The organism is Streptomyces sp. So13.3 (genome assembly GCF_005860785.2).
In the GTDB taxonomy this organism is placed as follows: Bacteria; Actinomycetota; Actinomycetes; order Streptomycetales; family Streptomycetaceae; genus Actinacidiphila; species Actinacidiphila fildesensis.
Genome location: NZ_CP048835.1, coordinates 947,523 through 973,484 on the forward strand (window position 1 = coordinate 947,523; position 25,962 = coordinate 973,484).

25 protein-coding genes and 1 pseudogene are annotated in these 25,962 nt (G+C 69.5%); 13 read left to right on the forward strand and 13 right to left on the reverse strand.

The window, feature by feature from the left end:
• Positions 1 to 199 precede the first annotated feature (199 nt).
• Entirely contained in the window at positions 200 to 1,843 is a 1,644-nt protein-coding gene (locus C8250_RS04490) for a GMC oxidoreductase (protein ID WP_138351484.1), read from the forward strand.
• A 158-nt stretch (positions 1,844 to 2,001) separates the two neighbouring features.
• Here C8250_RS04490 and C8250_RS04495 read toward each other — a convergent pair whose 3' ends face one another.
• From C8250_RS04495 to C8250_RS04510, 4 genes are all read right to left on the reverse strand, one after another.
• Complete coding sequence (locus tag C8250_RS04495; protein ID WP_138351483.1) at positions 2,002 to 2,481, reverse strand: carboxymuconolactone decarboxylase family protein; 480 nt, start codon at positions 2,479 to 2,481, stop codon at positions 2,002 to 2,004.
• Positions 2,478 to 3,557, reverse strand: a complete 1,080-nt coding sequence (locus tag C8250_RS04500) for a dihydrodipicolinate reductase (protein WP_138351482.1) — start codon at positions 3,555 to 3,557, stop codon at positions 2,478 to 2,480. The genes C8250_RS04495 and C8250_RS04500 overlap by 4 nt, the downstream gene beginning before the upstream one ends.
• Positions 3,558 to 3,616: 59 nt before the next feature.
• Entirely contained in the window at positions 3,617 to 4,321 is a 705-nt protein-coding gene (locus C8250_RS04505) for a hypothetical protein (RefSeq protein WP_138351481.1), read from the reverse strand.
• A gap of 72 nt (positions 4,322 to 4,393) precedes the next feature.
• Positions 4,394 to 4,867: a MarR family transcriptional regulator gene (locus C8250_RS04510; protein ID WP_138351480.1), complete on the reverse strand. Its 474-nt coding sequence runs from the start codon at positions 4,865 to 4,867 to the stop codon at positions 4,394 to 4,396.
• Between the two features lie 85 nt (positions 4,868 to 4,952).
• Here C8250_RS04510 and C8250_RS04515 point away from each other — a divergent pair, with 85 nt between their 5' ends.
• Complete coding sequence (locus C8250_RS04515; RefSeq protein WP_138351479.1) at positions 4,953 to 5,525, forward strand: NAD(P)H-dependent oxidoreductase; 573 nt, start codon at positions 4,953 to 4,955, stop codon at positions 5,523 to 5,525.
• A 24-nt stretch (positions 5,526 to 5,549) separates the two neighbouring features.
• On the opposite strand, the gene C8250_RS04520 is transcribed toward C8250_RS04515, so the two are convergent.
• The gene (locus C8250_RS04520; RefSeq protein ID WP_138351478.1) at positions 5,550 to 6,734 is read right to left on the reverse strand and encodes a thiolase family protein; all 1,185 of its coding nucleotides are present in this window, start codon (positions 6,732 to 6,734) and stop codon (positions 5,550 to 5,552) included.
• 125 nt (positions 6,735 to 6,859) lie between these two features.
• Between C8250_RS04520 and C8250_RS04525 the strand changes: the two genes are divergently transcribed.
• The 6 genes from C8250_RS04525 to C8250_RS04550 all read left to right on the forward strand — a co-directional run bounded on the left by C8250_RS04525 (position 6,860) and on the right by C8250_RS04550 (position 10,976).
• A complete protein-coding gene (locus C8250_RS04525; RefSeq protein ID WP_138351477.1) occupies positions 6,860 to 7,309 on the forward strand; it encodes a helix-turn-helix domain-containing protein in 450 nt (149 codons plus the stop codon).
• A gap of 262 nt (positions 7,310 to 7,571) precedes the next feature.
• Positions 7,572 to 9,095 (forward strand): chitinase, encoded by a 1,524-nt coding sequence (locus tag C8250_RS04530; RefSeq protein WP_138351476.1) that lies wholly within the window; start codon positions 7,572 to 7,574, stop codon positions 9,093 to 9,095.
• A 154-nt stretch (positions 9,096 to 9,249) separates the two neighbouring features.
• Positions 9,250 to 9,690, forward strand: coding sequence for a GNAT family N-acetyltransferase (locus C8250_RS04535; RefSeq protein ID WP_138351475.1), 441 nt, complete (start codon positions 9,250 to 9,252; stop codon positions 9,688 to 9,690).
• A gap of 121 nt (positions 9,691 to 9,811) precedes the next feature.
• Positions 9,812 to 10,024 carry a hypothetical protein gene (locus C8250_RS04540; RefSeq protein ID WP_138351474.1) on the forward strand — a complete coding sequence of 71 codons (213 nt, stop codon included), beginning with the start codon at positions 9,812 to 9,814 and terminating at the stop codon, positions 10,022 to 10,024.
• A 58-nt stretch (positions 10,025 to 10,082) separates the two neighbouring features.
• A complete protein-coding gene (locus tag C8250_RS04545) occupies positions 10,083 to 10,664 on the forward strand; it encodes a GNAT family N-acetyltransferase (RefSeq protein WP_138351473.1) in 582 nt (193 codons plus the stop codon).
• Between the two features lie 66 nt (positions 10,665 to 10,730).
• Positions 10,731 to 10,976, forward strand: coding sequence for a hypothetical protein (locus tag C8250_RS04550; RefSeq protein ID WP_138351472.1), 246 nt, complete (start codon positions 10,731 to 10,733; stop codon positions 10,974 to 10,976).
• Positions 10,977 to 11,109: 133 nt separating this feature from the next.
• Here C8250_RS04550 and C8250_RS04555 read toward each other — a convergent pair whose 3' ends face one another.
• Both C8250_RS04555 and C8250_RS04560 read right to left on the reverse strand, forming a co-directional pair.
• The gene (locus C8250_RS04555; protein ID WP_138351471.1) at positions 11,110 to 11,703 is read right to left on the reverse strand and encodes a GNAT family N-acetyltransferase; all 594 of its coding nucleotides are present in this window, start codon (positions 11,701 to 11,703) and stop codon (positions 11,110 to 11,112) included.
• A 125-nt stretch (positions 11,704 to 11,828) separates the two neighbouring features.
• Positions 11,829 to 12,656, reverse strand: a complete 828-nt coding sequence (locus C8250_RS04560) for an SMP-30/gluconolactonase/LRE family protein (RefSeq protein WP_232485380.1) — start codon at positions 12,654 to 12,656, stop codon at positions 11,829 to 11,831.
• A 142-nt stretch (positions 12,657 to 12,798) separates the two neighbouring features.
• Here C8250_RS04560 and C8250_RS04565 point away from each other — a divergent pair, with 142 nt between their 5' ends.
• From C8250_RS04565 to C8250_RS04580, 4 genes and pseudogenes are all read left to right on the forward strand, one after another.
• Positions 12,799 to 13,356, forward strand: coding sequence for a hypothetical protein (locus C8250_RS04565; protein ID WP_138351469.1), 558 nt, complete (start codon positions 12,799 to 12,801; stop codon positions 13,354 to 13,356).
• Between the two features lie 53 nt (positions 13,357 to 13,409).
• Positions 13,410 to 14,562 (forward strand): annotated as a pseudogene (locus C8250_RS04570) (IS701 family transposase); the annotation flags it as partial.
• Between the two features lie 357 nt (positions 14,563 to 14,919).
• Positions 14,920 to 15,555, forward strand: coding sequence for a DedA family protein (locus tag C8250_RS04575; protein ID WP_138351467.1), 636 nt, complete (start codon positions 14,920 to 14,922; stop codon positions 15,553 to 15,555).
• Positions 15,556 to 15,883: 328 nt separating this feature from the next.
• Positions 15,884 to 18,988 (forward strand): discoidin domain-containing protein, encoded by a 3,105-nt coding sequence (locus C8250_RS04580; protein WP_138351466.1) that lies wholly within the window; start codon positions 15,884 to 15,886, stop codon positions 18,986 to 18,988.
• Between the two features lie 67 nt (positions 18,989 to 19,055).
• Here C8250_RS04580 and C8250_RS04585 read toward each other — a convergent pair whose 3' ends face one another.
• A complete protein-coding gene (locus C8250_RS04585; protein ID WP_138351465.1) occupies positions 19,056 to 19,748 on the reverse strand; it encodes an RraA family protein in 693 nt (230 codons plus the stop codon).
• A gap of 229 nt (positions 19,749 to 19,977) precedes the next feature.
• On the opposite strand from C8250_RS04585, the gene C8250_RS04590 reads away from it, so the two are divergent.
• Positions 19,978 to 21,246 carry a hypothetical protein gene (locus C8250_RS04590; protein ID WP_138351464.1) on the forward strand — a complete coding sequence of 423 codons (1,269 nt, stop codon included), beginning with the start codon at positions 19,978 to 19,980 and terminating at the stop codon, positions 21,244 to 21,246.
• Positions 21,247 to 21,313: 67 nt separating this feature from the next.
• Here the strand turns inward: C8250_RS04590 and C8250_RS04595 are convergent, their stop codons facing one another.
• The 5 genes from C8250_RS04595 to C8250_RS04615 all read right to left on the reverse strand — a co-directional run bounded on the left by C8250_RS04595 (position 21,314) and on the right by C8250_RS04615 (position 25,901).
• On the reverse strand, positions 21,314 to 21,613 hold the full coding sequence (locus C8250_RS04595; protein ID WP_138351463.1) for a hypothetical protein: 300 nt from the start codon (positions 21,611 to 21,613) through the stop codon (positions 21,314 to 21,316).
• Positions 21,614 to 21,969: 356 nt separating this feature from the next.
• Entirely contained in the window at positions 21,970 to 22,647 is a 678-nt protein-coding gene (locus C8250_RS04600; RefSeq protein WP_138351462.1) for a response regulator transcription factor, read from the reverse strand.
• A gap of 51 nt (positions 22,648 to 22,698) precedes the next feature.
• Positions 22,699 to 23,958: a histidine kinase gene (locus C8250_RS04605; RefSeq protein ID WP_232485397.1), complete on the reverse strand. Its 1,260-nt coding sequence runs from the start codon at positions 23,956 to 23,958 to the stop codon at positions 22,699 to 22,701.
• A gap of 168 nt (positions 23,959 to 24,126) precedes the next feature.
• Positions 24,127 to 24,975, reverse strand: coding sequence for an ABC transporter permease (locus C8250_RS04610; RefSeq protein ID WP_138351461.1), 849 nt, complete (start codon positions 24,973 to 24,975; stop codon positions 24,127 to 24,129).
• Positions 24,972 to 25,901: an ATP-binding cassette domain-containing protein gene (locus C8250_RS04615; RefSeq protein WP_138351460.1), complete on the reverse strand. Its 930-nt coding sequence runs from the start codon at positions 25,899 to 25,901 to the stop codon at positions 24,972 to 24,974. The genes C8250_RS04610 and C8250_RS04615 overlap by 4 nt, the downstream gene beginning before the upstream one ends.
• Between the last annotated feature and the right edge of the window lie 61 nt (positions 25,902 to 25,962).

Genomic DNA, 25,962 nt, shown 5'->3' on the forward strand with positions numbered 1-25,962 from the left:
ACGATCTCCGGCGGCCGCAGCGGTCCGCGGCACCGGCCGCCGGGCACGGCGGCAGCTTCCGATTACGCAGTGGACGCGCGCCGCCGACCCCAAGTCACAGCTGGGTGATCGGCGAGAAGTTACCAATAAGTATGGCGTGACTTCACAAGCTGGTAACAGTAGAACTTGTTCCCATTCGACCGAGAGTGAGGAACGTCACATGAGCGACTCTACCATGCGCGGTAACGGTTCTGGGGGCGTTTCACGCCGTCGGTTCATCGCAGGAACAGGTTCTATTCTGGGAGCCGTGACGCTCTCCGCGCGCGTCACCGCAGCCCAGGCAGCTGCCGCCCCCGCGGCTGCCGTGATCGACAACGGCGCCCACGTTCCGGTTCTGGTGATCGGGACCGGCTACGGCGGCTCCGTAGCCGCCCTACGTCTCGCGCAGGCGGGCGTCAACGTACAGATGGTCGAGATGGGCATGGCCTGGGACACGCCAGGCTCGGACGGCAAGATCTTCTGCAACACGACCTCGCCGGACAACCGCTCCTACTGGCTGCGCACCAAGACCAAACAGCCCCTCAGCAACTTCTTCGGCATTCCGATCGACAAGAGCATCCCCCGCTACACCGGGATCCTGGACGCCGAGGACTTCAGCGGCATCACCGTCTACCAGGGCCGCGGCGTCGGCGGCGGTTCGCTGGTCAACGGCGGTATGGCCGTCACCCCGAAGCGCGAGAACTTCGGCGCCATCCTCCCGTCCGTGAACGCCGACGAGATGTACAACACCTACTACCCGCGCGCCAACGCCGGGCTCGGCGTCGGCACCATCGACCCGGCCTGGTTCGACACGACCGACTGCTACCAGTACGCCCGGGTCGGCCGCAAGCAGGCCCAGCGCTCCGGCTTCCCGTTCGTCTTCGTGCCGGACGTATACGACTGGGACTACATGAAGCAGGAGGCGGCGGGCACCGCGACCAAGTCGGCGCTGGTGGGCGAGATCCTGTACGGCAACAACTACGGCAAGAAGTCGCTCCAGAAGACGTACATCGCACAGATCAAGGCGACCGGCAAGGTCACCATCTCGCCACTGCACAAGGTCACCTCGGTCTCCCCGGCCTCCGGCGGCGGCTACACGGTCCTCATCGACCAGATCAACACCAACGGCGACACCACCGTCACCAAGACCGTGACAGCGGACAAGGTGTTCTTCGCGGCGGGCAGCGTCGGCACCAGCAAGCTGCTGACCAAGCTGAAGGCCACCGGCGCACTGCCCAACCTCAACAGCGAGATCGGCAAGGGCTGGGGCGACAACGGCAACGTGATGTGCGGCCGAGCCAACCACATCTGGGACCCGACCGGCTCGCTCCAGGCGACCATCCCCTGCGGAGGCATCGACAACTGGGCCGCCGGCGGCGCGTTCGCCGAGGTCGCGCCGCTGCCCACCGGGATCGAGACGTTCGCGTCGTTCTATCTGTCGATCACCAAGAACCCGAACCGCGGCACGTTCACCTGGAACGCCGGCGCCAACCGGGTCGACCTGGACTGGCAGACCGCCTGGAAGCAGCCGTCCATCGACATGGCCAAGACGATCTTCGACAAGATCAACGCGAAAGAGGGGACGATCTACCGGACCGACCTGTTCGGCGTCTACAAGATCTGGAACGACACCCTCACGTACCACCCGCTCGGCGGCGCGGTGCTGAACAAGGCCACCGACAACTACGGCCGGCTGTACGGCTACTCCGGCCTGTACGTCATCGACGGCGCGCTGATCCCCGGCAACACCAGCGTCAACCCGTTCGTCACCATCACGGCACTCGCCGAACGCAATATCGAGAAGATCATCGCCACCGACCTGTAGGTCCAGTGGCGACAGCCTGATGCGCCGGCCTGATGCGACCGGCCGGCGCGACGGCCAACTGCGGCGGCCGACCTCGTAGGAGACGACGGAAGGTGCCTCCTACGGGGGGAGCCCGAACCCGGGGCCCGGCCGGTCGTACCGGGCGGCCCCGGAACACCTCAACCCGTGGGCAGCACGCACACCGCGTCGAGGCCCAGTACGTGGTTGAGCCGGCCGAACGCCAGCCAGGAGCCGATGCTCATGCTCAGCTCCACGATCTCGACCTGGGTGTAGTGCGCGGTCATCCGGTCCCAGAACTCGTCGTCGAGGCCGTGGTGGTCCAGGGCGTAGCGCTCGGCGTACTCGGCGGCGAGGCGGGTGCGGTCGTCGAACGCGTCGGTGGTGCGCCATTCGGTGACCGCGTCGGGGAACTCCTCCTCGACCTTCTCGCCGTCCCGGTCGGTGCGCCAGTCGAGGCAGAACAGGCACCCGTTGATCTGCGCGATCCGCAGCCTGGCGGCCTCGAACTCGCGCAGTCCCAGGGTCGTGTGGGCGTACACCGACAGCGAGAAGTTCGCGGCGGCCATCCCGATGCCGGGGACCATGTCGCCCCACACGTACCCGATCGGCTCCTGGCCCTCGGGGATGTCGATGTTCATCGTTGCTTCCTTCCGAGTTTGCCGACTGCGGGACGCAGCGGGACGTCGAGTGCGTCGTAGAGTCCGGGCTCCGCGTCCACGAGCCAGTCGATGGCGCCCACCAGCCGGCCGACCGCGGTGGCGTTCCCGCCCGCGGACCGGTTCTCGCCCTCGTCACTTGCCTCGATGGTGACCTCGATACGCGGCCGGCCCTCGATGATCACCCGGTGTGCGCCGGTGCCGTCGGGCGGCGTCGGCCAGTCCGGTGCGCAGGACGGGTGGATACGGGTGACGTGCTCGATGACGATGCGGGCCTCGCCCTCGACGATGCCCTGTACCTCGAACCGCACCGCGCCCTGGGTGCCGGCTTCGAACTCGCCCATCGTCCTGGTGGTCACGGTGGTCTCGAGCGGCCGCCGGGCCATCGTCTCGCGGATCTCGTCGAGTTCGACGCCGAGCGCCCGGGCCATCATCCGTATCTGACCGCCCCACACCATGGTGGGGATCGTCTCCATCAGCATCAGCGGCTCGTAGTCCATCGGCTGGCCCATGCCGACGAGGTACCGGACGGATTCCGGCTGCTCGTAGGTGGAGTAGTCGAAGATCTCCTGACAGCGGATCACATCGACGGTGGTGCCGAGTCCACTGATCAACAGGGGCAGTACGTCGTTGCCCCAGCCCGGGTCGACCCCGGAGGCGAACAGCGAGCCGCCGCCCTCCGCGATGGCGGCCAGCACCGGTTCGCGGAACTCCGCCGGGGCGTTGCGGTGGTCGTAGAGCGGGTACAGCGCTGGGCTGACGACCACGGCCCCGGCCCGGAGCGCCCTGACGATGTCGGCGAGTGCCTCGTCGGGACGGATGTCACCGGATGCCGCGTACACCACTGCTCGGGGACCGGCGGCCAGCACCGCGTCGATGTCATCGGTCGCCGCGACACCCAACGGGTAGTCGAGCCCGCTGAGATCGCCCGCGTCACGGCCGACCTTCTCGGGGTTGTGGACAAGCACGTTCACGAGTTTCAGCGCCGGGTGAGCCTCGACGGCACGGACGGCAGCGCGCCCGACATTTCCGGTGCCCCAGACAACCGTGGAAATCATGCGGCGGAGGGTAGCAAGGGCCATCAACAGTTCATAGGGTCACGCGATCCCGGCCGTGATCAGTACTCCTGCGGCGGCGGCCTGCGGTGCGCGCCCTCCGGGGTGAAGGTGAACGTGTCGGAAAACGGGCCGTCGCCACCGTCGGCGCGGCGCACCGCCATCACGACGGGCTGGCCGTACATCGGCGCACCCCCCGGCGGGTTTCCCGGCCGGGTCCCGTTCCAGAGGTGGAAGAAGACCATCGGATCCCCGGGGCGCTCGGTGGCGTAGCCCAGCGTCTTCGGGAACTGCGGATTCGTACCGCCGATGAGCAGCGAGGGCGGCCCGAACGACTCGACCACATCGGTGAACCACTTGTTCTCCGAGCACCAGCCGGGCACCTCGCCGAGCAGCGCCTGGTACTCCTCGGGCGTGAGCGCCCGGTCCAGCTCCAGCCAGCCGTTGCGATGGGCGAACTCGGCGTAGACGGAGGCCGCGGCCTTCTGGTCGCGGTGGTCCGGCAGCATAAGGGCGAATCCGCCGATGACACCGGTTGCCTGGAACGCCCCACTCGCCCGCAGCGCCTCGTTCTCATCCCCCCAGGCCTGTTCGCGGTTGTCCACGAAGGCCAGGTGATCGATGAGGGTCCGCAGGGCGATCTCCCCGCCGAACATCTCCGGCCGGGGCAGGGCGGCGTTCAGCCGTCCGACCAGGTACGCGCGGATCTCTTCCCCGGAGCGCGGGGCCGTGATCGTGGCACCGGTGGTGGCATCGGTTGGCTTCATGTCCGAAGTTTCCCAGATGAACGGGGTGCGTGATCACGGCGACGTGCCCGGGGGTCGGACAGGCATGGGCCGTCAGCCGTCGTCCCCGGTGGGGGCGAGCCGGTTCACGACGCGTTCTCCGATACCGGCGAACGCGTCGATCTGCTCGGGGTCCAGCAGATCGATGAAGTGTCTGCGCACGGACTCCACATGCAACGGCGCGGCCTGGTCGAGCGTCAGCAAGCCGTCCTCGGTCAGCGCGACGATCGCGCCGCGGCCGTCGGTGTCGCATTCCTCGCGCACCACCAGACCCCGCTTCTCCATCCGCGCCAGATGGTGCGAGAGACGGCTGCGCGACCAGAGCATGTGGTCGGCGAGGTCGCTGATCCGCCGCCGGTGGCGGGGGCCGGCGCCGAGGGAGGACAGCACGTCGTAGTCGGGCTCCGAGAGGCCGCTGTCCTGCCCGAGATCACGAGCGAGCTGGGCGTTGAGCAGCAGGAACATCCTTCGGTACGCCTGCCATGCCCGTTGTTCACGGTCGGTCAGCCAGCGGGGTTCCTCGGTCATCGCCCCAGCCTACCGGGCCATGGTTGACGTGTCATCTACTTGCCTCTAGCGTTATGCGTGACACGTCAACTACTTGGGAGGCACCGTGACCCGGCTGCACATCATCTCCGCCAGTACCCGACCCACCTCCTCGGGCCGCGCCCTCGCCCGCTGGGTCACCGAACTCGCCACCGCCCAGGGCCCGTTCGACTCCACCCTGATCGACCTGGGCGAGGTCGCCCTGCCGTTCCTGGACGAACCCGGCCTGCCGTCCGACGGTCACTACGTGCACCAGCACACCAAGGACTGGAGCGCGGTGATCGGCGCCGCCGAGTGCTTCGTCTTCGTCTTGCCGATGTACAACGGCGGCTTCACCGCCCCCCTCAAGAACGCCATCGACTCCCTCTACCAGGAGTGGCAGGGCAAACCGGTGGGACTCATCAGCTACAGCACTGGAGCGTCGGGCGGCGCCCCGGCCGTCGAGATGATCCGGCCGGTCCTCTCACGTGTGGGCCTCCGCCCCGCCGCGCACACGCTCTCGATCCCGGCCATCGAGGACCACCTCGACGAAGCGGGCCACTTCCGGGCCGCTCCCGGCCTCACGGGCGAGGCGCGGGCGGTCCTGGCCGGGGTGGCGCGGCTGGTCGGCCCGCAGAAACGGGAACACGCGGTGGCCTGAGCCGCTCCCATCACGGACCACTGACTACTGGAGCGACTCCAGGATGGTGGCGTTGGCGAGTCCGCCGGCCTCGCACATCGTCTGCAGGGCGTACCGCGCGCCGCGCTGTCCCATGGCGTTGACGAGCGTGGTCATGAGTCGGGTGCCGCTGGCGCCGAGCGGGTGGCCGAGTGCGATGGCGCCACCGTTGACGTTCACCTTGGCGGGGTCGGCTCCGGTCTCCTGGAGCCAGGCCAGGACCACACTCGCGAAGGCCTCGTTGACCTCGAACAGATCGATGTCGTCCAGTCCGAGTCCGGCCCGGCGCAGCACTTCCTCTGTGGCGGGGACGACTCCGGTCAGCATCATGAGCGGGTCCGAGCCCGTGACGGCGAAACTGTGCAGCCGGGCCTTGGGCCGCAGCCCCAGCTTGGCGGCCGTTTCGCTGGACGTGATCAGGACGGCGGAGGCGCCGTCGTTGACCGGGCTGCTGTTTCCGGCCGTCACCGACCAGTTGATCTGCGGGTACCGCTCGGCGAAGGCGGGGTCGGCGAACGACGGGCGGAGGCCGGCGAGCACCTCCGGCGTGGTGCCGGGACGGACGGATTCGTCGGTGTCGACCACACCGGCATCCGTGGTCACGGGGGCGATTTCGGCGACGAAGCGACCGTCCGCGTGGGCGGCGGCCGCGCGGCGGTGGGACGTGGTGGCGAAGTCGTCCATCCGATCGCGGGTGATGGACCACTTGGCGGCGATCAGCTCGGCGCTGATGCCCTGCGGGACGAGCCCGTCGGGGTAGCGGGCCGCGATCCCCGGGCCGAACGGGTCGGCGCCCGCCGGGACGTTGGACCACATCGGCACCCGGCTCATCGACTCGACGCCACACGCCACGACCAGGTCGTAGGCCCCGGCGATGACTCCCTGGGCCGCGAAGTGGACGGCCTGCTGCGAGGAGCCGCACTGACGGTCCACCGTGGTCGCCGGCACGGAGTCCGGGAACCCGGCCGACAGCCAGGCGTAACGAGTGGTGTTCATGGCCTGCTCACCCACCTGGTCGACACAGCCGCCGACCACGTCGTCGACGAGCGCCGGATCCATGCCGGCCCGGTCGATGAGGGTGCGCAGGGTGTGGGCGAGCAGCTCGACCGGGTGCACGCCGGCGAGCGTGCCCGTCGGCCGGCCCTTTCCGATCGGGGTACGGACGGCTTCGACGATGACGGCGTCGCGCATGGCGGTCGCCTCCTCAACTCTCGAAAGCTCTCGCAGCTCTCGAACGCGATCAGTAAGTTGGAAAACTGGATTCACCATAGCGCCGTAGGTTGGATATGCAAACCCACCTGGTCTACGGTGGAGGTATGACCACATCGCGCCCCTGCTCGATCGCCGACGCGCTCGGCATGATCGGCGAGAAGTACTCCCTGCTGGTGCTGCGCGAGGTCTTCTTCGGCGTCCGGCGCTTCGATGCCATCGCGCGTAACACCGGAGCCCCGCGCGACATCCTCGCCGCCCGGCTGCGCCGCCTGGTGGAGGTGGGAGTCCTGGAGAAGAGCCTCTACAACGAGCGGCCGCCCCGGTTCGAGTACGTCGCGACCGCGGCCGGCCGCGACCTGCGCCCGGTGCTCCTCATGCTGATGCACTGGGGCGACCAGCATCTGACGGATCTGCCGCCGACCGTCTTCGAGCACTCCTGCGGCGCCGACCTCGATCCCGCCGTCGTCTGCCGCGACTGCGGCGAGGAGGTCCGCAGCACGGACCTCACTGCCCGGTTCCAGGTCCCGGGCTGGAGCACCGAGGGCGCAGCCTGATCCACACCCCGTACGGGCCGGCTTCCGCGACCGCGGGGGCTGGCCCGTGCACGTACTGTTCCGGCCAACGTGCGGCGGCGTCCGGGCGTGGTCCACTGCGCTGAGCGCCCGCTGGACTGGCGGGAGGCGAGCCCATCCGGATATTGGTCTAGTCCTATCTTGGTCCAGACCATTGACATGCTACCTGCTCAAGGGATCCCATACTCAAAGCCGCCCCGCACCAAGGGAATTGGCGGCCACCCCCCTCACAGCTTGGACAAGCATGAGAAGCATGCGCTCCCTCCGCGCGGTCCTCACCGCGACCGTCACCGCTGTGGCCGCCGTTGGCCTGGCCGCGCTCAGCGGCGGCACGGCTCAGGCGGCCACCCCCCTGCCGGCCCACGTCTTCGCCCCCTACTTCGAGGCATGGACCGGCGAGAGCCCCGCCGCCCTGGCCGCCCAGTCCGGTGCGAAGCACCTGACGATGGCGTTCATCCAGGCGGCGACCAAGGGCTCCTGCACGGTGTACTGGAACGGCGACAGCGGGATGCCGATCGCCGCCGCCAACTTCGGCGCCGACATCAAGACCATTCAGGGCAGGGGCGGGGACGTCATCCCCTCGTTCGGCGGCTACACCGCGGACAGCACCGGCACCGAGATCGCCGACAGCTGTACCGACGTCAACCAGATCGCCGCCGCGTACGAGAAGGTCATCACGACCTACGACATCTCGCGGCTCGACATGGACGTCGAGGTCGACTCGCTGGACAACACCGCGGGCATCGACCGGCGGAACAAGGCCATCAAGCTCGTCCAGGACTGGGCGGCGGCCAACGGCCGCAAGGTCGAGGTCTCCTACACGCTCCCGACGACCACCAGCGGCCTCGGCGCGACCGGGCTCGCGGTGCTGCAGAACGCCGTCGCCAACGGCGCGCGGGTCGACGTCGCGAACCTCATGACGTTCGACTACTACGACAACGCCACCCACAACATGGCGAACGACACCCAGACCGCCGCAACGGGCCTGTACAACCAGCTCGGGCAGCTCTATCCCGGTAAGACCTCCGCCCAGCGCTGGGCCATGGTCGGCATCACCGAGATGCCGGGCGTCGACGACTTCGGGCCGGCCGAGACCTTCACGGTGGCCAACGCCACCCAGGTCTACAATTGGGCGGTCTCCAAGGGCGTCAACACCCTCTCGTTCTGGGCACTGCAGCGTGACAACGGCGGCTGCCCGGGCGGCGCGGCCGCCGACAACTGCTCCGGTATCCAGCAGAACACCTGGGACTTCACCCACATCTTCGCGCCCTTCACCAGCGGAACCACGACCCCGACCAACGACTTCTCGGTGACGGCCACCCCCGCCTCCGGGTCCGTGGTCGCGGGCAGCTCGGCCACCAGCAGCGTGAAGACCGCGGTGACGGCGGGCCAGGCGCAGACGGTCGGCCTCACCGTCAGCGGAGCCCCCGCAGGCGTCACCGCCTCGCTGAGTCCCACCTCGGTGACGGCGGGCGGCTCCTCGACGCTCACCCTCGCCACGACCGCGGCGACCATATCGGGTTCCTACACCATCAGCGTCACCGGCTCGGGTACCTCCGGCAGCCACACGGCGACCTACACCCTGACCGTCACCGGCGGGACGGGCCACCAGTGCACCGCCGCCGCCTGGGCGAGCGGCGCCGTGTACACCAACGGCATGCAGGTCTCCCACAAGGGCCACACCTGGAAGGCCAAGTGGTGGACCACGGGCGAGGAGCCCGGCACCACCGGTGAGTGGGGCGTCTGGCAGGACCTCGGCGCCTGCTGACCCGACCCTGAGCCACCCACTCCCACGCGGTGCTGCCCGGCGGATGTCACATCCCGCCGGGCAGCACCGCGTCCGCGTCCCCGGAGCTCAACCCTTCCGGCCCCGAGGCCCGTTATCGGTTGACGCCCGGCGACGCGTGCGATTCTCTGTTCCGATGCCCAACCTCCGCATCGAGCAGGTCGACGGCGAGGCCGCCGTCAAGGACTGGCAGCACGTCCACAACCTGATCATCCCGACCGACCCCCTGTCCCTCGACGACGTGCGCGAACGCGTGCGGCGCAACCGGTTGGACGTCGCGTATCTCGGCGACGTTCTGGTGGGTTGCTCGACGGTGCGCCCGCCCACGGACGACACCTCGACGGCCACGTTGATCGCCCGGGTGCTGCCCGCTCACCGCGGGCAGGGGTTCGGCGGCGAGATCTATGCGGAGGGGCTGGCACAAGCGCGGAAGCTGGGCGCCGAGGTGATCGAGACGATCGTCCTGGCATCCAACACGGACGGGCTGCGGTTCGCGCTGGCGCACGGATTCGTCGAATTCGAGAGGTACGTGCTGCCGGGCGACACCATCGCCTACATCACGCTGCGGCTGGCCTGAGCAGGCGTCAATGCTTTCGGGCGCACGGCCCGGCTTCGGCGGAGTGGTCCGTTCCGGCCCGGGCAACCGGCTCCGTTCACGCCACCGAGCGCCGTCGACGGAGTCGGCCTACAACAGAGACATGAGGACAGACGAGCTTCCCGACGGATACGGCAACGTCAGCATCGAGGCGGCCGACGAAGCGACGGTCTCCGCGATCGAGGAACTGCTGCGCCTGCACTTCCGTGCGGGTCCCGCGGTGCGTTACAGCGAGTACCACGCCATCTCGGTCCCCCACCGCGCGGTGCACCACCTCACGCTGACGCTCGACACCCGGCTCTCCACGCAGCCGTGACCGGATCCCGGGTCATGCCGGGGCTTGCGCCGGCGCGGTGTGTGAACAGAATCAGCAGGTGCAGATCCTGTCGTTCCCCGAAGAGGCCACTCCGTCCGAGCTGCGGGTCCAGGTGCTGGAGATCCAGCACCAGGCATGGCCGCCCGGGAAGGGCCGGCCGGTCCCTGACGAGGCGCCGACCCATGATCCGGCGCTTCGTCCGCTGTCGATGCTCCTCGTGGAGGACGGCACGGTGTTGTCCGCGCTGGACATCCTGTCCAAGGAGATCGTCCACGCCGGGCGGCGCTATGCCGTGGGCGGGCTGAGCACCGTGGTGACGCGCCAGGACACACGTGGTCACGGATATGGCCGACAGCTGGTGGCCGCCGCCCGGGAGGCGATGCCCGCACGAGACCTGGACCTGGGGTTGTTCACCTGCGACCGGCCGCTCCAGACGTTCTACGAGAGCGCCGGCTGGCAGCTGCTTCCCGGGGCCGTGCTCATCGGGGGAACGCCGCAGACTCCCTTTCCGAGCGACCAGCCGGGCTTCGGCAAGGTCACCATGGCGGACTTCTTCTCCACCGCGGGACGCGAGGGGCGGGAGGCGTTCGCCCACGCCCGTATCGAGCTGTATCCGGGCGAGATCGACAAGCTCTGGTGACGATCCCCCGGATCGGCCGGAGGCACGCATGCGGGCTATGCGGCACATCAGGCGCACACTGGAACCATGCCCCTACCCGCAACGCACCAATGCCGTACCTGTTCCACCGACGCCACCGACGGAGCGACGCTGCACGAGGACCTCGTCGTGGGCGCTCCCCTGTCCATGGAAGCACTCGACGAGGCACAGCGCCTGGACCGGTTCGCCCGCAAGTACGCCCATGACGGCTGCCGGGTGACGGAAGTCCGCCAGGTCCCTTCCAGTAGCACCAGCGGCTACGCATGGTCCGTCCGCTTCCTCGATCAGGCCTGAGAAAGCCTCCGGCCCACCCCGGACCGGTCGACTCCGTACCCGGTCCATCCCGAACCCGGTCCTCCTCGTACCCGGTCCACCCCGTACCGGCCCGGCCTTCGCACGGTCCGGCCGGTGGCGCGGGTTTTCGACGTCATGACGGCTGCCGGGCCTGCCGGACACGGGCGTGAAGATGCATGTCATGCCAACCGTCGGCGTGCAGCGCCGCTCCGCGACGGGTTCCCTCCTCCTCGAAACCGGCCTTGACCGCCACCCGGCATGACGCCTGATTGGCGGTCGAGTGTTCCAGCTCGATGCGGTGGAACCCGCCCTCCCCCAGCGCCCAACGCGTCAGCGCCGTGACCGCGCGAGGGCACAATCCATGACCGCGTGCCGACGGCACCGTCCAGTAGGCGAGTTCGGCCTTGCCGTCCGCCAAGGACAGGGACTTCAGGGCCATACGGCCCAGCAGCGCGTCACTCGCGGCATCGACGATCGCCCAGTGCCCTTCCGTCTCGTCCCGCCAACCGCTCCGCCACCCTCTGATCCACTCCCGCGCCTCGTCCACGGAATCCGCTCTCCGCACATGCCAGCGCTGGATCGCCGGATCCTGGAACGCCTCCCGCACGGCCTCGGCGTCGGACAGCAGCCAGGGGCGGAGCGACGCATCGGCTCCGACCGGCAGAACAGGCTGGCCGGAGGCGGCGAGAGCACCGGTGGATATCGCGGGAGCGACCAGGAAGGGCATGGGCGGCATCCTTCCAGCGCCGTGCGCGGTGCACAGGACCCGGCGCCGAATCCACCGAAGGCGCAGCCACCGAATCGGCGGAGATCCCTCAGCAGGCCCTTGCGATCCGCCGCCCGGTCACGGCATCACGGCCGGCCCGCCCCCGGTACCCCGACCTCGATGCTCAGCACCTGACCGCTGCCGGGAGCCACCAGTTCTGACATGCCCCGCCACTCCGCCGCCACCACGAACAGCGTCGTCCCGTCCTGTCCGCCGAGCGCGCAGGCGAAGCCGCCGCGGTCCAGCTCGACGACCTGCAGCACCTCACCGCCTTCGGCGACGCGTACGCACCGCTTGTTGGGCACGTCGGCGTACCAGACCGCGCCCTCGGCGTCGGTGCAGATGCCGTCGGGGGTGCCCTCGCCGAGGTCGGCCCAGACGCGCCGGCCGGACAGCCCGCCGTCGGCGCCGATGGCGAAGGCCACCAGGCTGTGCCGGTACGAGTCCGCGACGATCAGGGTGGAGTTGTCGGGGGTCACCGCCATCCCGTTGGGGAACAGGATGTCGTCGGCCACCTGGCGCACCGATCCGTCCGCCGCCGCCAGATATACGAATCCGGGCCTGACCGCCTCGCCGGCCATCGGGTCGAAGCCGGCGCGGTTGACGTAGGCGTTGCCGCGGCCGTCCACCACGATGTCGTTCCATCCCGGCATGCCCAGTTCCGCGTGGACGACCAGCGACTCATCACGCTCCCGGCGCAGCAGCCGTCCGTCGAGGGACGAGACGATCACCAGCCGGCCGTCCGGGAGCCAGTCCGTACACAGCGGCAGCGACTTCACCCGGGCGATCACCTCGCTGCGGCCCTGGAGGTCCACGGCGACGACCTCGCCCGCGGACCAGTCGGAGAAGTACAACCGGTCACCGTGCCAGCGCGGCGACTCGAGCAGCCCCCGCCCGGAAAGCAACGTCCGCATCTCGTTCATCCGTCTCACAGCCCTTCTGCCGCGCCGACACAGCCTGCCGGCGTCCCACCCTCTGTACGAACGGGGCCCGGCCATATCGACACCCCCGACAAGTCTGGTGCGGCGCTCGCGTCACCGGCCGTAGCGTCAGGGCATGAGCAGCTTCGCGACGCACCGGCGGCGGGTCCATGACGAGGGTCTGTCCGCGCGCGTCCGGCACTCGCATCTGCGCCATTGCCTCCAGAACTTCGCGCCCTACGGCTTCCGGGCCACGTACCACCATCTGAGCTGGAGCGCCCGGATACCCAGGGAGCCGGAGAGGGATCCGGGATCGCTCGTAAGGGCTGTCGAGGAACTGCATCTGGCCCGGCAGCTCTGGCTCGCCGACGAGCGCGCCTACGCTTCCCGGCGGCGGCATGAAAAGGCGCGGGGCGAACGGCAGCCGGTCGACGCCGGCAGCTGGCGGGGCGGGCGATCCCGGCCGGGAATCCTCGTCCACTGCCCCGACCCGGTGCGGCACCCCACCGAGGCGCTGCCCGTCGTGGTCGAACGGGTCCTGCGTTCATCCGTGCGGCGCGACGGCGACCGGATCCCCGCGTGCCGTGTGTGTGGAACGAGGAACGGCACCACGGCATGGCATGACGGCGGCTACTGGGTGCACCAGCTCTGCGCCGTCTGCGGAGCAGGTCTGGCGAGCACGCGAGCGCCCTAGTACTGCAACGGCGTTTGGCGTGACTGGTGGCCAGGGCCGTCGTTGATTTGACTATGGGTGGGGAACTCAGTGACATCAGGACGTGGGCGGCCGGTCTGGGCGAGTTGCACGAGCGGTTTGTGCACCGATTTGCCCGGTCGGAGCCGCGGGAGTCGGCGCTGGCTTATATGCAGGGGCTGATCGCTCCGTTGGAGCGGAAGAACGGCTGGACGCTCGCGGAGGAGGCCGGGCACGCGGCCCCCGATCGCATGCACCGGCTGTTGAACCGGTGCGACTGGGACGCCGATGAAGTCCTCGACGACGTCCGCGACTACGTCGTGGAACATCTCGGCGACCCGGACGCGGTGCTGATCGTGGACGACACCGGGTTTCTGAAAAAGGGCGTCCGCTCGGCCGGAGTCCAGCGCCAATATTCCGGAACCGCCGGGCGAACAGAAAATTGTCAGGTGGGTGTCTTCCTCGCCTATGCCGGCGCCCGGGGCCGCACGCTGATCGACCGCCGCCTGTATCTGCCCACGTCATGGACCGATGACCGCGAACGCTGCCGGGCCGCGGGGATCGAGGACACGGTCGCCTTCGAGACGAAAGTGGTGACCGCCAAGGCCATGGTCCGCCGGGCGATCACCGACAACATCCCGTTCCGGTGGGTGACGGCGGATGCCGCCTACGGCTTCTCCAAAGGCTGGCGGACCGAGCTCGAGCAGGCCGATGTCTTCCACGTCATGGCCACCACCCGCCACGACACCGTCGTCACCCGCTGGGCTATGGACCACCCGGTCCACGACCTGTTTCCCTCACTGCCCCGACAGAAGTGGAAACGCCGTTCGTGCGGCAACGGCGCCCACGGGCCCCGGATCTACGACTGGGCGAGGGTCGAAGTCCGTCCTTGGCATCGTGAAGACCTTACACTGGGTCATCGCCCGCCGCAGCGTGAGCCGACCACAGGAGATCTCCTACTACATCGCCTACTGCCCGGCCGAGACCACACTCGATGAGCTGATCCGCGTCGTAAGCAGCCGGTGGGCTGTTGAAGAGTGCTTCCAAACCGCGAAGCAGGAATGCGGCCTGGACGACTACCAGGTCCGCCGCTACCCCGGCTGGCACCGCCACATCACCCTCGCTATGGCCGCCCACGCCTGCCTGACCGTCCTGCGGGCCCGCGCCCTCGATACGGAGAAAGCAGAAACGGATCCTCCCAGCTCATCCCCTGACCCTGCCCGAAATCCGGCGACTGACCACCCGCCTGACACGGCCCCGAGCCCACCTCACCGACCACGTCCTGCACTGGTCACACTGGCGCCGCCGCCGACAATTCCAAGCCCGCTTCAGCCACTACAAACGACGCGGCACACACACCACCAGAAACTGCCCACACATCAGAACAAAGACCGTTGCAGTACTAGCCCGACCCGATCACGCACCGTTACCTTCGATCGGTCGTGGACGCTCCCCCGGCCAGGTCCTCGCCGGGCCGACCCCAGGCCGCGCGGGTACCGTTCAAGATGTGTTCAGTTCCCGTGCAGGACGACACGCGGATGTTTGGCGCCATCCAGCCGGGACGCCATGAGCTGGGCGCTCATGGCGGTCGACCCGACGAGCGGGGCTTCCCTGCTCGCGGCCTTCGGCGCGCTGGCCGTGCTGGTGGTGGTCTTCGCCGAATCGGGTCTGCTGGTGGTCGGCTTCTTCCTGCCCGGGGACACCCTGCTCTTCCCCGCCGGAGTGCTCTGCGCCGGCGGCGTCGAATCGGGTCCGCACCTGTCCCTGTGGCAGGTGCTCCTCTGCGCGGCCGTCGGGTCGGTCGCCGGCGCGCAGGTCGGCTTCCTCCTGGGGCGGCACGGCGGCCGTGCGGCGCTGGCCCGCGGCCGGAACGAACGGCTGAAGTCGGCGGTGACCCGCTCGGACGAACTGCTGCGCCGCTACGGATACCGCAAGGTGATCGTGATCGGCCGCTTCATCCCCGTGGTCCGTACGGTGCTGAGCCCCCTGGCGGGCGCGCTGAACGTGCCGGTGCGCACGTTCACCCTCTGGCAGATCGTCGGAGGGCTGGCCTGGTCGCAGAGCCTCGTGCTGGCCGGCTACTGGCTGGGGAACGCCGTACCGGGCATCGAGCGGTACCTGCTGCTGATCGTCGCGTTGATCGTCGCCGTCTCGCTCCTTCCGCTGCTGTTCGAGGCCCGTGGACGTTCCCGGTCCCGGTGACCGGTCCCGACGACCGGTCGCGGTGACCCGCCGTGGTGACCTGTCGCAGCCCGGCCCACGGCGCCGCCACGCCACGAAGGTGAAGATCGCTGCGGTCCGCCGACGGTGCCCGGCTCGGCACGGGGTCTGTCGAATCTGTTGACAGTGTTCGGGCATTGGAAGAAACTCCCCCCGGGAGAGCGCTCTCCAGCACCCTTGGCGTCATTGCCCGAACCCATAACAGCCCGCAGTAGCAAGCCGAACCAGCCCACAGCCGCCGCACCGTCGTCGGGCTCATGACGGCGTGGCGGTGGCAAGAGGCAGCACACCCCACCCCACGGAGATGTGCATGAGCCTCCTGTCTCTCCTCCTCCAACACCTCGCACGGCGTCGACGACTGATCGCGGTGTTACTCGCGGCAGTCCTCGCGACCGGTGGCGCTCTCGGCGCCATGAACGTCACCGCGAACGCGGCCACCACCCTGCTGTCGCAGGGCAAGCCCGCGACCGCGTCCTCGACGGAGAACGCGGGCACCCCGGCATCGGCGGCGGTCGACGGCGACGCCGGAACCCGCTGGTCCAGCGCGGCCACCGACCCGCAGTGGCTGCAGGTCGACCTCGGCTCCACCCAGGACATCACCCAGGTCGCCCTGACCTGGGAGACGGCGTACGCCACGGGCTTCCGGATCCAGGTCTCCGACACCGGAACCGGCAACTGGACCACCGTCTACGCCACCGCTGCCGGCGGCGGAGGAACCCAGAACCTCACCGTCAGCGGGGCCGGCCGCTACGTCCGGATGTACGGCACGGCGCGCGCCACCGGATACGGCTACTCCCTGTGGGAGTTCGCGGTCCACACCGGCGGCTCCGGAGGCCCCGGCGATCCGGGCGACCCGGGCGGCGCGGTCATCTCCGCGTACAAGCAGGTCTCGGCCTCCTCATGGGAAGGTGCCAACGCTCCAGCGGCGGCGCTGGACGGGCGCACCAACACCCGTTGGTCCAGCCTGTACACCGACAGCCAGTGGCTGCAGGTCGACCTCGGCGGCCGGGCCACGGTCACCGGTGTCTCGCTGAACTGGGAGTCCGCCTACGCCACGGGTTACCACCTCGACGTGTCCGACGACGCCACCACCTGGTCGCCCCTCTACAGCACCACCAGCGGCAAGGGCGGCGTCGAGAACCTCACCGTCAACGGCAAGGGCCGCTACGTCCGGCTGACCGGCACCGCTCGGGCCACCGGCTACGGCTACTCCCTGTGGGAGTTCCAGGTCCTGGGCACCGTCGACACGTCCACCGCCACCCCGCCCCTGCTCTCCGGACCCACCAAGGCACCGGCCACGGTGAACCAGTTCGCGCTGTCGGCACCCGCGGACAAGGCCATGGTCACGAACACCCGCAGGCCGGCGCTCTCCTGGGCCGGCGTCGCGGGGACCGCCCACTACGAGGTCTGGCTCAACATCAGCCGCACCGACTACGACTTCGCGGCCCCGGGCAACCTGCTCGACCTCTACACCAAGGTCGCCGAACCCACCGGCACGACGTACACCCCGGCCTGGGACATCAGCGACCGGTGGACCTACAAGTGGTACGTCGTCGCGGTGAGCGGCTCCGGCGCGCGCACCACCTCCGACATCCGCACCTTCAGCCTCTACCTGCCCGACATCGAGACCGTGAACGACGGCGTCGCCATCGTCAACGGTGCCCGGGACCTCAACAAGAACGGCACCATCGAGCCGTACGAGGACTGGCGGCAGCCGATCACCACCCGGACCGCCGATCTCCTGGGCCGGATGACGCTGGAGGAGAAGGCCTTCCAGATGTTCTACAACGTCCAGTCCTACCCGATGTCGGGCTGGCACTTCGGACCCGCCCAACCGGCCGACCTGAACAACGTACTGATCTCCACGGCAGCCACCCGGCTGGGCATCCCGCCCGTGTCCGCGGGCGACACCACCGCCGGCTACCAGACCACGTACCCGCTGCAGAGTGCGCTGGCCGCGGGCAAGGACTATCCACTCGACTACCGACTGGGGGACATGCAGCGCAAGGAGGAGCTGGAGGTCGGCGCGCGCGGCACGCTCTCACCGCTCGCCGAGGTCGGCACCAAGGTGCTCTACCCGCGCATCCAGGAGGGCGGCGGCGAGAACGCCGACGTCGCGGCGGCCCAACTGCGGGCACAGGTAGCCGGGTTGCAGGGCGGCCCGGAACTCAACCCCGGCTCCGTCCTCGCCACCGTCAAGCACTGGCCCGGCGAAGGCGCGGGCGGCGAGGCCGGCATCGTCTACGACGCGGTGACGATCAAGTACCACATGATCCCGTTCCGGGCCGCGATCGAAGCCGGCGCGGTCAACATCATGCCGGGGTACGCGGGCAGCTCCTATCTCGACCCGGGCGGCTCCGGCGCCGGCGACAGCGCCAAGATCCTCAACTACCTGCGGCAGAACATCGGTTACACCGGTCTGATCACCACGGACTGGCTGCCCTCCGGCGCGTGGGTGAACGCGGCCAACGCCGGGTCCGACGTGATGGGCGGCGCCGACCCGGGCGCCGTCGGGTTCACCATGGCCGGCTTCGAAGCCCAGGTACCGCTCGCGCGGATCAACGACGCGGTGACCCGGATCCTGCGGCTGAAGTTCGAACTCGGCATCTTCGACCACCCCTACGGCGACCCGGTCAACGGCCCCTACCGGTTCCACCAGCCGTCCTACACCGCCCTCGCCAACCAGGCCGCGCGCGAGTCCAACACCCTGCTCAAGAACAACGGCGTGCTCCCGGTCAAGCTCAACGCGGGCGACAACATCGTCGTCGCCGGCGCCCGCGCCACCGACGGCGCCGCGTGCTGCATCTGGTCCAGCTACTTCCACCCCGACTACGGCTCACTCACCCCGCTGGAGGCCATCCGGGCCAGGGCCGCCAAGTCCGGGGTCAACGTCTACCAGGACACCGGCCCCTCCCCCAAGCTCGCCGTCGTAGCCGTCGGAGAGCCGTCCTACACCCACGCCACCGCGTGGGTGGACACCCAGCCCTATCTGCCGCCGGATCAGCTCGCCGTCATCCAGAACTTCAAGAACCAGGGGATTCCGGTGGTGGTCGTCCTGACGCTGCCCCGGCCGATCGTGATCAGCGACTGGAACGGTCTGGCGGACGCCATCGTGGTGACCTATCGCGGTGGTGAGGAGACCGGTCCGGCGACGGCCGGTCTCCTCTTCGGGGACTACACCCCCAGGGGGAAGCTGCCCTGGCAGCTGCCCCGGAGCCTGGACCAGGTCCTCAAGCCCGGCGGCACCGACACGGTCGCGGACGCGAACGAGAGCTGGGACCTGCCCTACGACCTCGGCGCCACGGACGCCCAACGCGCCGAGATCCGAGCGAAGATCAACGCCGGACAACCGGTACCGACCACGTACGGAAACCCGCTCTATCCCTACGGCGCCGGACTGACCGGCTGGAATTAGCACAGAACCGCGACGGCCGTACCGCTCCCTGCGGTGCGGCCGTCGCGGTGTGCCGATCGCAGCCGGCCTACTCCTCGATGGCACCGCCGATCCGCCGCAGATGCCGGCGGAAGGTGAGTGAGGGATCGTCGGCGCGGCGCGCCAGGTACTCGTCGAAGTTCGTCTGCCGGCGCAGTGTCTCGCCCGCGCGGATCCGGCGGGCCTGTTCCCGTTCGGTCCGCCAGATGGCGTGCGCCGTCGTCAGCACTTCCTCGGCACGGTCCGCGGCGACGAACAACACGCCGTCGGCGTCACCGAACACGATGTCGGCGTCCGACACCACATGCGGCCCGAACCGCGCGGTGACCAACGCCTCGGGCTCCCGCTCGTCCAGCCGTACCGGACCGGGCGGGTAGCTGCCGTAGCTGAACACCGGCAACCCGATCTCGGCCAGCTCCGGTGTGTCGCGGTGCAGCCCCCACACCACCAGGCCCGCCAGCCCGGCCGCTTCGGCCTCCAGCACCGCGAGGTCACCGACACAGGCCTCGTCCGACCGGCCACCGTTGTCGATGACCAGCACGTCACCTTCGGCCGCCTGACCGAACGCCTCAAGGAACACATCCACACTGCCGTAATGCCGAACCGGCAGCGCCCGTCCCGCGATGCGGTGTCCCGGGACCACGGCACCGATCCCCGGTGGTGCGACACGCAACGGCACATCGGTGCGGACGCAGGCATCGGCCACCAGCGGCGTGGACAGGTCGGCGAAAGCCTTCAACATGACGTTTCTCCCTGGCTCGGACCCGCCCACGGTACGCGGCGCCCGTAGGCAGAGGGGGCCCGGTTCCGGTCGGTGACGCGGGCCCGCGGTGCTGCCCGGGCCGTCCCATTTCTCGGCCGCCGGAGTTATGACACACCCATCATGACAGGTCAGAGGGCATTTTCGTAGGACGAACAGCACGTCCCGGGAACCTTGTCCGGCCCCCTCGAAAACTCCCACAATCGCCCTCATGAATCACTCCGAGAACGTCGATCACGAATCGGTCCTACGAGCACGCGCGATCCTGCTCGGCTCCGGCAGAATCGGCCTTCACGAGGAGATCCGGGCGTACCGAGTGCTCGCCCAAGTGGGACCGCTGACCTATCTGCCGAAGCTGGCCCGGGCACTTCTGATGCTCAGTCACCAGGAGTTCCGGAACCAGCCGGAGATCCGGCTGAACCTGACCGCTGAGGCACTCGCCGCCGTGCGCAAGCTGGACGCGTCGGAACCGAAGCGAACCGAGCTGCTGATCGACACCCTGAACGACTACCAGAGGCAGCTGTACACGCTCGGCCGGCGGGCGGAGGGCTTCGCCGTTCGCGAGGAGATGGCTCTGACCGGACGCCGGGCGTTCGAGGACGGCAAGGTGGCCAGCCCCGTGTTCGGGTGCGCGCCCCTGGCAGCCGGGCTGGCCGAGGAGGGCCGCCACCTCGAGGCGGCACAGCTGTACGGGGAGATGCTGGAGGCCCTTCGGTCGGCCGACGATGCCTCGGGCAGCGGACTCTGGTGGTCCATGGTCGAGTGGTCGGCCGAGCTGGACGCGGCCGGTCTGCACGATGCGGCGATCGATGCGTTCACCGAACTCTCGGCCGCCACCCGCGGAGAACTGGAAGGCGTCCGCACGTCGCTGTCCATCAGGTTGTGGGAGCTGGTCCATCTCTCCCAGATGCTCGACGCCCGGGCGCGGCGCGACGAGGCCCGCGCAGCGCGAGGTGAAATCGGCACGCTGCTCGCCGAGTTGGCGGCGAGCGGCGAACGGAAGAGCTGGGGCAACATCCTCGACCGGTGGACGGTCCTGTTGGGCCTGTCGGGACGAGCGGACGAACAGCCGGCTCCGGGCCGGCCGGCACCGCCGTTCGGCTCCCTCGACTGGTCGCCCGACATCAGGCACGCGTACGTCGAGGGGCGGGCCACGCTGGAGGAGGAAGTCGCCGTCCTCACTCCCCTGGCCGAACGCGATCCGCACCGCCACCTGGCTGAACTGGTCACCGTTCAGCGCAGGTTGACCATCCGGTCGGCGCTCCACCAGCAGTGGCATCACTACCGGTTCCTGGAGAACCTGCGGCCGCTGTTCGACGAGGGAGTGGTACTGGCCCGCCGGTCGGCCGGGCTGGGCGAGGACCATGGCCCTGCCGTTCTCGCCAGAGCCCTGACCGACCGGTCGACCCTGCTCGTCGCGGGCCAGCAGTACGTCGAGGCGTACGACGACTTCCAGGAGGCCGCCGCCCTGCTGGGATGAGCTCCGCGGGGTGAATCACCGGCTCGATCGCGCTCGCTGATGCTGGATCGCGCTCGGTGAGGCGGATTCAGTCGTAGTCCGGGTAGTCCCATTCCAGATCGATGTCCGCCGAGGGCGCGACGGCACGGACCGCCTCCGTGACGTCGCGCTCGAAGGTGGCACTCCACTGCCCGAAGCGTCTGACGCTCAACGGACCGTCCTCACTCGTCACCTTGACCCAGTGCGGACTCAGGAAGACGCCGACCCTCACCTCCTTCTCGATCGAGTGGTCCCGCAGGACCGTTCTCAGCGCGGTCTCCACGGCGTCGGCCTCGTCGGAGGAGGAGAGGTCGTTGATGTGCAGCGAGAGGTGAATGTTCACGGACATACGCTGGACCCTACTGCGGGTCGCGGAGGCCGAACAAAGCCCGGTCCCGCGTCCGTTGCACCGTCGGTATCAGGACGCCGGTTTCACGGGGAAGCGGATGATGGGCCGCATCGCGTCCGGGGCCGTCCGGTTCGGGTTCGACAGTTAGATCTCGTGGTGGTGGCCGGCCACGGTGTGACCGCCGGTGTCGGGGAACGAGCGGAGCCGGTCGATCGTCCCGGTCTGTGCCGCAGTTGCTTCACGCTCAGCCGGCACAGTCGGGCGAAGCGGCCGATGGTCAGTAGTTCGTCCTGCACGGCACCATCGTGGACCCTCCCCCGTGGGGAGGGTCCAGTCACCGCGGGCGCGGACTGCCGTCAGTCCGTGGTGTGCGGGCGGGTGAGGCCCAGGTCGTAGGCGAAGATGACGGCTTGGATCCTGTCGCGGGCGCCGATCTTCGCGAGCACCCGTCCGACGTGGGTCTTCACGGTGGACTCCGCCAGCACCAGCCGCTCGGCGATCTCCGCGTTGGTCCAGCCCCGCCCGATGGCGACCAGGATCTCCCGTTCGCGTCCGGTGAGGGTGCGCAGCTTGGGATCGTCCTGCGGCTCGTGGTCCTGGAGGTGGCCGGGCAGATGGTGGGCGTAGGCGTCGAGCAGGCGCCGGGTGAGGGCCGGGGCGATGACGGCGTCGCCCGCGGCGACCGCCCGGATGCCCGCCAGCAGTTCTTCGGGGCGCGCGTCCTTGAGGAGGAAGCCGCTGGCGCCGGCGCGCAGCGCGGTGTGGGCGTATTCGTCCAGGTCGAAGGTGGTCATGACCAGGACGCGGGAGCGTCCGCCGGTGGCGACGATGCGGCGGGTCGCCTCGATACCGTCCATGCCGGGCATCCGTACGTCCATGAGGACGACGTCGGGGCGCAGTTCGGCGGCCTGGCGTACGGCGTCGGCTCCGTGCGCGGCTTCCCCGACCACGTCGGTGTCCGGGACGGATTCCAGCAGCATGCGGAAGCCCAGACGCTGCATGGGCTGGTCGTCCACGATGAGGACGGTGGTCATGAGGTCTCCGGGAGGACGGTGGTCATGAGGACTCTCCGATGAGGACGGTGGTCACGAGGTCTCTCCCGGGGGGCCGGTGAGCGGGGTGAGGTCGAGGGTGACCTGTACGCTCCACCCTCCGCCGGGCCGTGGTCCGGCGATGATGCTCCCGCCGTACAGCGCTGCGCGTTCGGCCATGCCCGCCAGGCCGTGCCCCTCCTGGTTCTCCGGTGCGGGCCGTCCGGTCCCGGTGGGCGGACCGGTGTCGTCGGCGGTGATGCGCAGCTGTGCGCCGTCGACGGTGAGGGCGAGTTGCACCTGGGTTTCGGCACCGGCGTGCCGGAGCGAGTTGGTGAGCGCCTCCTGGACGATCCGGTAGGCCGTCAGCTGCACACCGCGGTCCAGGGCGTCCAGCTCTCCGATCGTGCGGTAGCGGACCTTGGGGCCGGCGGCACGGATACGCGCGCACAGGGCGTCGATGTCCGCGATGCCGGGCTGCGGACTGAGCTCGGGAGCGTCCGTCCGATCGCGCAGCACACCGAGCATGCGCCTTAGTTCTCCCAGGGCCTGACGGCCGGTCTCGCCGATGAGTTCCAGCGCTTCCTTGCCCCGCTCAGGAGCGATGAGAGCCGCGTACGCACCACCGTCGGCAAGCGTGATCATGACGGACAGGTTGTGTCCGACGATGTCGTGCATCTCGCGTGCCACCCGGGTGCGTTCGCCGGCGGCGGCCAGTTTGCTGCGCTGGTCCCGTTCGATCTCCAGGCGGGCCGCGCGCTCGCGCAGGCCGGCGAGCTGGGACCGGCGGATGCGCACCGCAAGGCCCAGGGCCAGCGCCGCGGTCACCGCGCTGAACAGGAAGAACAGCGCGTCCCCCACGGACACCGCCTCCGAGACGCGCACCGACACCAGCCCCAGAACGCCGGCCATGGCCGCGCAGGCCCAGGGCAGATGCCGCAGTCGCCCGTGCAGTGCCAGGCTGTACAGGGCGATGAGCAGCGCCACGTCGGCGCGCAGCCAGGCCCCCAGCAGCCACTGGATCAGGAACACGGCCAGCACGGCGGCGAACGTCGCCGACGGCATACGGCGCCGCCACAGCAGGGGCACCACCAGCCCGGCCTGCAGGGCCAGCACCCCGGCCACCGGCAGGTGTGTGAACCTCACGGCCATCTCGTGCCGGTCGCCGTCGTGCACCAGGTCCGCCGCGCCGAACAGCAGGAATACTCCGACCGCCACGGCCGTGTCCAGCACCCATGGGCGCCGCAGGTCGGCCGCGCGCAGGCGCTGGACGACCCGGTTCAGCGCGATCACCAGCGGGTGTCCCCACAGCAGATCGGGTTCCGCGGGCGGGAGCGGGCGCGCGGAGGGGTCAGCTCCGGCGGGGATGTCGGTGGTCACGGGGGTCACCTGCCCATCGTGGGCCAACGGCGTCGGCACGGCACCCGAGCTGTCCGGGCGACGCGCCGACGCCGTGATCCCGGGTCGTCGGTTTCGGCAGTGTCAGGCGTCGGTGCGCATCAGGCGCCAGGAGGCCCCTGCCATCGCCAGTCCGGTCCAGGCCAGGAAGACCAGCAGTCCGGCCGTTGGAGTCAGAGTGTGTGCCTCATGGTGCAGGGCGAACATCGATGCTCCGGCCTCGCTGGGCAGATAGGGCCTCACGTGGTCCTGCCAGGAGCTGGGCAGCAGCGAGATGAGTCCGGGGACCAGCATCAGCGAACCGACCAGGACCGAGATACCGCCGGCCACCGATCGCAGCAGCGCGCCCAGGGCCGTTCCCAGAACACCGATCAGACCGAGGTAGAGACCGGCCGCCAGCAGGCTGCGCACCACACCCGGGTCCGAGATCGAGAGGGCCGCAGGCGTTCCCGAGACGATTCCGCTGCCGAAGAGGAAGGCGACGAACGCTCCCACGGTGCCGACCACCAGGGCGACCGCGCCGAAGACGGCCGACTTGGACCAGAGCACCGGCAGCCGGCGCGGTACCGCGGCCAGCGTGGAGCGGATCATGCCGGTGGAGTACTCGCCCGCGGTCACCAGCACGCCCAGCACACCGAGTGCCAACTGCGCGAAGTTCGTGCCGAACAGGGACAGGCTCACCGCGGTGGAGCTGGCGAAGTCGCCGTCCATGTGCCGGCCGGAGGTGATCCTGGACTTGAACTGCCACGAGGCGATCAGGCCGAAGGCCACCAGGAACAGCAGGCCCAGGCCCAGGGTGATCCAGGTGGAGCGCAGGGACCACAGCTTGGCCCACTCCGAGCGCAGCACGCGCCGCGCGGTCACCCGGTAGACCGGACGGCCGCCCTGCACGGGGCTCGGGACGGGGGTGCGGGTCGACGTGATGGTGCTCATGCTGCGCTCCCGGAGGTCTCGGTGGTGCCGTGGTACTCGACCGCGTCCCGTGTCAGTTCCATGAACGCCTCCTCCAGGGACAGCGCCTTCGCGGTGAGCTGGAACAGCGCGATGCCGGCCTCGGCGGCCTTCAGTCCGATCGCGCGGGCCTCCATGCCCGTCACCTGGAGTTCCTCGGAGCCGACCCGGCCGGTGATCTCGATGCCGGGTCCCGCCAGGACCTCGCGCAGCCGGGCGGGATCCGCCGTGGCGACCTGCACCGTGTCCCCGCCAGCCTGGCTGATCAGTTCCTCGACGGTGGTGTCGGCCAGCATCCGGCCCCGTCCGACGACGATCAGATGGTCCGCGACCAGGGCCATCTCGCTCATCAGGTGCGAGGACACGAACACCGTGCGGCCCTCACTCGCCAGCCCCGTGAGCAGATTGCGGATCCACAGCACGCCCTCGGGGTCCAGCCCGTTGACCGGCTCGTCGAGCATGACGGTGGCCGGATCGCCGAGCAGCGCGGCCGCGATGCCCAGCCGCTGGCCCATCCCCAGGGAGAAGGCCCCGGCGCGCTTCTTCGCCACCGAGTCCAGACCCGTCATCCCGATGACCTCCTCCACCCGGCGGCGCGGAATGCCATGGGTGTACGCCTGGGCCATCAGGTGGTCGAACGCCGACCGGCCCGGGTGGATCGACTTCGCCTCCAGCAGGGCCCCTACCTCCTGCAGCGGGGCGGTGTGCTCGGCGTAGCGGCGGCCGTTGACGGTGACCGTGCCGTGGGTGGGGGCGTCCAGACCGACGATCATCCGCATCGTGGTCGACTTGCCCGCGCCATTGGGTCCGAGGAACCCGGTGACGGTGCCGGGCCTGACCGTGAAGTCCAGCCGGTCGACCGCCGTCGTCTCCCCGTACCTCTTCGTCAGCTGCTGCGCCTCGATCATCGCGTCTTCCCTCGCTCAGGGGCGCCGGTCCTGCCCGACCGCCTCACCAGCAACGCTAGAA

Coding starts and splice junctions, on each gene's coding strand:
- C8250_RS04490 (WP_138351484.1), top strand. CDS start 200: ATGAGCGACTCTACCATGCGCGGTAACGGTTCTGGGGGCGTTTCACGC.
- C8250_RS04495 (WP_138351483.1), bottom strand. CDS start 2,481: ATGAACATCGACATCCCCGAGGGCCAGGAGCCGATCGGGTACGTGTGG.
- C8250_RS04500 (WP_138351482.1), bottom strand. CDS start 3,557: ATGATTTCCACGGTTGTCTGGGGCACCGGAAATGTCGGGCGCGCTGCC.
- C8250_RS04505 (WP_138351481.1), bottom strand. CDS start 4,321: ATGAAGCCAACCGATGCCACCACCGGTGCCACGATCACGGCCCCGCGC.
- C8250_RS04510 (WP_138351480.1), bottom strand. CDS start 4,867: ATGACCGAGGAACCCCGCTGGCTGACCGACCGTGAACAACGGGCATGG.
- C8250_RS04520 (WP_138351478.1), bottom strand. CDS start 6,734: ATGCGCGACGCCGTCATCGTCGAAGCCGTCCGTACCCCGATCGGAAAG.
- C8250_RS04525 (WP_138351477.1), top strand. CDS start 6,860: ATGACCACATCGCGCCCCTGCTCGATCGCCGACGCGCTCGGCATGATC.
- C8250_RS04530 (WP_138351476.1), top strand. CDS start 7,572: ATGAGAAGCATGCGCTCCCTCCGCGCGGTCCTCACCGCGACCGTCACC.
- C8250_RS04535 (WP_138351475.1), top strand. CDS start 9,250: ATGCCCAACCTCCGCATCGAGCAGGTCGACGGCGAGGCCGCCGTCAAG.
- C8250_RS04540 (WP_138351474.1), top strand. CDS start 9,812: ATGAGGACAGACGAGCTTCCCGACGGATACGGCAACGTCAGCATCGAG.
- C8250_RS04550 (WP_138351472.1), top strand. CDS start 10,731: ATGCCCCTACCCGCAACGCACCAATGCCGTACCTGTTCCACCGACGCC.
- C8250_RS04555 (WP_138351471.1), bottom strand. CDS start 11,703: ATGCCCTTCCTGGTCGCTCCCGCGATATCCACCGGTGCTCTCGCCGCC.
- C8250_RS04560 (WP_232485380.1), bottom strand. CDS start 12,656: ATGCGGACGTTGCTTTCCGGGCGGGGGCTGCTCGAGTCGCCGCGCTGG.
- C8250_RS04565 (WP_138351469.1), top strand. CDS start 12,799: ATGAGCAGCTTCGCGACGCACCGGCGGCGGGTCCATGACGAGGGTCTG.
- C8250_RS04575 (WP_138351467.1), top strand. CDS start 14,920: ATGAGCTGGGCGCTCATGGCGGTCGACCCGACGAGCGGGGCTTCCCTG.
- C8250_RS04580 (WP_138351466.1), top strand. CDS start 15,884: ATGAGCCTCCTGTCTCTCCTCCTCCAACACCTCGCACGGCGTCGACGA.
- C8250_RS04585 (WP_138351465.1), bottom strand. CDS start 19,748: ATGTTGAAGGCTTTCGCCGACCTGTCCACGCCGCTGGTGGCCGATGCC.
- C8250_RS04590 (WP_138351464.1), top strand. CDS start 19,978: ATGAATCACTCCGAGAACGTCGATCACGAATCGGTCCTACGAGCACGC.
- C8250_RS04595 (WP_138351463.1), bottom strand. CDS start 21,613: ATGTCCGTGAACATTCACCTCTCGCTGCACATCAACGACCTCTCCTCC.
- C8250_RS04600 (WP_138351462.1), bottom strand. CDS start 22,647: ATGACCACCGTCCTCATCGTGGACGACCAGCCCATGCAGCGTCTGGGC.
- C8250_RS04610 (WP_138351461.1), bottom strand. CDS start 24,975: ATGAGCACCATCACGTCGACCCGCACCCCCGTCCCGAGCCCCGTGCAG.
- C8250_RS04615 (WP_138351460.1), bottom strand. CDS start 25,901: ATGATCGAGGCGCAGCAGCTGACGAAGAGGTACGGGGAGACGACGGCG.